The organism is Candidatus Hydrogenedentota bacterium, from assembly GCA_012730045.1.
Classification (GTDB): Bacteria; Hydrogenedentota; Hydrogenedentia; order Hydrogenedentales; family CAITNO01; genus JAAYBR01.
In genome coordinates this window covers 1-3,128 of record JAAYBR010000066.1, presented here as the reverse complement: position 1 = coordinate 3,128, position 3,128 = coordinate 1, and the positions used below count along the sequence as shown (strand labels likewise).

Here is a 3,128-nt window from a genome sequence, read left to right as displayed (position 1 = left end):
GGCGAGACGGGAGGGGTGCGGCATGGATCATCCCCGGGCAAAGCGGTGTCGCCGCTTCGCTCTGCCACCGCACTCCACATAACAGACGGACCCGCCAAGGGCGTGCGGGGGCTCCCGCGACATCTGACGCCTGACGCGCCTTTCTTCAACGACATTCCCGCCCCCGGGCGGTCAGGGGCTCGCGATGACGCGCGTTTTCGCGGTCATTGCGAGTCGGCCGCCCCGGCCGGCGCGGCAATCTCTTGCCGGATGGACTGCGGCGGGAACGCGACCGCCGCCCCCGCGAAACGAACCCGCAATCGGGATGGTAGAATTGGACAGGGCAAGGGGACCGCAGCCTGTGGAGTGGCCCCGATGAGGCAACGGGAACTGTTGAGCGCGGCGGCGGCGCTGAGGCCGCCGGGTGAGTCCGCACAGCGGGAGCTTTCCGCCGTCCGGGAACGGGTGGGAGGCGAGCTGGCCCTGCGCCTGCGCCGCCGGCGGGACATTGAGCGCCTGATCGGCGGGGACAACCACCGCCTCATGGAGCACAACATCCACAACATGCTCCAGTTCATGGAGCGGATTTTCGCGCGGCCCGATGCCGGGCTCTTCGTGTCCACGGCCGCGTGGAGCATTCAGGCGCAGAACGCCCAGGGGTTCCGCCCGGAATACTGGCCCCTGCATTTCAGCCTGCTCGCCGACATTTTACAGGAGACCCTCAGCACGCGGACCCTGTTCGAGACGCGGCCGTTCTTCCATTTTCTGGCGCAGAACCACCGCGCCCTCTGCGATCCCGCCACCACCATGGCGCGCCACCGCGCGGCGGGATAAGGATGCTGCCGCGGGCCGGATTCCGGTTCTGAGATGACACGGGCTTCCAGCCCGTGGTTCTTGGCCGCATCCGTGACCCAAATCACGGGCTGGAAGCCCGTGCCACCTCAGCATGCCTCCCTGCTCTCTTCCTGCCAGCACGGAACAAAAACCGATCGCCTCCTCCTCAACCCGTTCCTGGAAACGGCGCTATTCCGCGGGCGGAACGTCGGTGTATTCAGGCGGCGCGTCCGGATCCAGCGGCTCGGCGGCCACATCCACGGGCTCCGCGCGGCGCTGCATGTCGTAGGCGAGGCTGGTCATGATGAGGGCGACGGGGAAGGCGACCAGCACGCCGACACAGCAGAGCAGCACGCCCGCCAGGAGGATGAGCTGCATGACCACATGGAGCCAGATCCACTGGACGAAGTTGTCCATGACCAGTTTCCGGCTGGTCTCCATGGCCTTCCAGAAATCCGTCTCCCCGTCCAGCAGCACGAGGTACACGGGCCAGTAGACCATCACCAGAAACAGCCCGGGCAGGATGCACAGGATCATGCCCAGGGTGATGAGGAGCTGGGAGACCAGCCCGACGAGCAGGGCGGTCAGAAAGCCGTTCTGGAAACCGTAGAACAGGTCAACGAACTGCGCGGGCCGCCCCGCCGCGGCGTCGCGCACCATCTTGAAATAGCCGACGGAAAGCGGGCCCACGAGGATGAGGGGCCCAAAATAGACGCCGGCGCTGGCGGAAATGAGCGCGGCCAGCACGACGAAGCCGCCCAGCAGCGGGCCGACGTTCCCCTTAAAGATGTCCCACGCCCTCGACGCGAGACTGAACGGATCAAAGGACACATTAACCGCGGCCATGGTGTTTCCCTCCGGACACGTTGGCGGGACCCCGCCGCCCCGCGCACACACCATAGCACGGGCGGGCGGAAAAGACAACCGCCGCGCGGGCGCGCGGATGCCGCCATCTGGGATAATGCCCCCATGTCTGACACGTCCCGACAGCATGACGCGGCCGCCAAGGCCCCCCGGACAGACCGCCCGCCCCGGGGGCGGCTGGAGGTCGCCGTGTCCGCCGCCGTGCTGGGGGCGGCGGCGCTGTTCCTTTATTTCGCCGACCCCGCCACCGCGCATGGGTATCTGCCCTGCGTGTTTCACCGGTTCACCGGCCTGCTGTGCCCCGGCTGCGGCGGGCAGCGCGCGGCGCACCTGCTGCTCCACGGCGAGTTCGCGGCCGCCCTGCGCGCCAATGGGTTCGCCGTGGCCGTGATCCTGCCGCTCGGGGCGGCGGTCTACGCGCGGTGGGTGCTGGAGCGGCTCGGCTGGGCCCGCCCCCGGCCCGCGCGGCTGACGGGGGCGGTGCTGCTCGGGTTCGTGGCCGCGGCGGCGGTTTTCGCGGTGCTGAGGAACCTGCCGGGGGAGATGTGGTCAGTGCTGCGGCCCTGAAGCGCACGGACGGACACGGACATGGGGAAGAAGAGAAGCCGAGAGACAGAAGGGAGGGAGACGATGGAAGACGACGACCCGCTGATTCCCAGGCATGGGGGATACCGGCAGCTCAAGACGTTCCAGCTTGCCCGGCTGGTCTACGATGTCACGGTCAGGTTTTGCGACCGGTATGTGGACCGGCGCAGCCGCACGCGCGACCAGATGGTCCAGGCGGCCCGCTCAGGGGTCCAGAACATCGCCGAAGGCAGCCAGGCCTCGGGGACCTCGCGAAGGACGGAGATGAAACTCACCAGCGTGGCGCGGGCCAGTCTGGAGGAGCTGTTCCTGGACTACGAGGACTACCTGCGGCACAACGGCCTGGAGGCATGGCCGCCGGCACACCCCCCGCTGAAGCGCTTCCGGGAGCGTCGTTGTGAATCCCTGAAGGACGTTCAAGCCTGGGTAAGGGAGGAGCGCGCGCAAACCCTTTCAGGGGAGTCTCCCCCCTCTTCGGCGCAGCTTGCGGCAAACGCGGCGCTCTCCCTGATCAACCTCTGCGGACACCTGCTCGACCGGCAGCTTGCCGCGCAGGCCGACGCGTTTGAGCGGGAGGGCGGATTCACCGAGCGCCTCCACCGCAAACGCCAGGCCCGCCGCAAAAACGGAGAACCGTAACGGCCCGCGCCGCGCACGCATCTCCTCTTTTTCGTCCGTGCCCGTCCGTGTCCGTCCGTGCGGGTCCGTGTCCTGCCCGTAAGCCCCGGCTTAACGCGAGCGCGCCGGAGCGGGGATTCCGCTCCGGCGCGCCGTGTATGGAGTCCGCGCGCCGTTGGGCGCGCAGGGGAGAACCCTTACTCCACCGTCACGCTCTTGGCAAGGTTGCGGGGCTGGTCCACGTCGCG

General features: G+C 68.3%; 4 protein-coding genes. 3 read left to right on the top strand and 1 reads right to left on the bottom strand.

The window, feature by feature from the left end; genetic code table 11:
- Positions 1-354 precede the first annotated feature (354 nt).
- A complete protein-coding gene (locus GXY15_06945; protein ID NLV40948.1) occupies positions 355-813 on the top strand; it encodes a hypothetical protein in 459 nt (152 codons plus the stop codon).
- A gap of 189 nt (positions 814-1,002) precedes the next feature.
- On the opposite strand, the gene GXY15_06940 is transcribed toward GXY15_06945, so the two are convergent.
- Positions 1,003-1,659, bottom strand: a complete 657-nt coding sequence (locus GXY15_06940; protein NLV40947.1) for a hypothetical protein — start codon at positions 1,657-1,659, stop codon at positions 1,003-1,005.
- A 123-nt stretch (positions 1,660-1,782) separates the two neighbouring features.
- Between GXY15_06940 and GXY15_06935 the strand changes: the two genes are divergently transcribed.
- Together GXY15_06935 and GXY15_06930 are read left to right on the top strand one after the other, a co-directional pair.
- The gene (locus GXY15_06935) at positions 1,783-2,244 is read left to right on the top strand and encodes a DUF2752 domain-containing protein (protein NLV40946.1); all 462 of its coding nucleotides are present in this window, start codon (positions 1,783-1,785) and stop codon (positions 2,242-2,244) included.
- 63 nt (positions 2,245-2,307) lie between these two features.
- Positions 2,308-2,901, top strand: coding sequence for a four helix bundle protein (locus GXY15_06930; protein NLV40945.1), 594 nt, complete (start codon positions 2,308-2,310; stop codon positions 2,899-2,901).
- The last annotated feature ends 227 nt before the right edge of the window (positions 2,902-3,128 follow it).

Coding starts and splice junctions, on each gene's coding strand:
- GXY15_06940 (NLV40947.1), bottom strand. CDS start 1,659: ATGGCCGCGGTTAATGTGTCCTTTGATCCGTTCAGTCTCGCGTCGAGG.
- GXY15_06945 (NLV40948.1), top strand. CDS start 355: ATGAGGCAACGGGAACTGTTGAGCGCGGCGGCGGCGCTGAGGCCGCCG.
- GXY15_06930 (NLV40945.1), top strand. CDS start 2,308: ATGGAAGACGACGACCCGCTGATTCCCAGGCATGGGGGATACCGGCAG.
- GXY15_06935 (NLV40946.1), top strand. CDS start 1,783: ATGTCTGACACGTCCCGACAGCATGACGCGGCCGCCAAGGCCCCCCGG.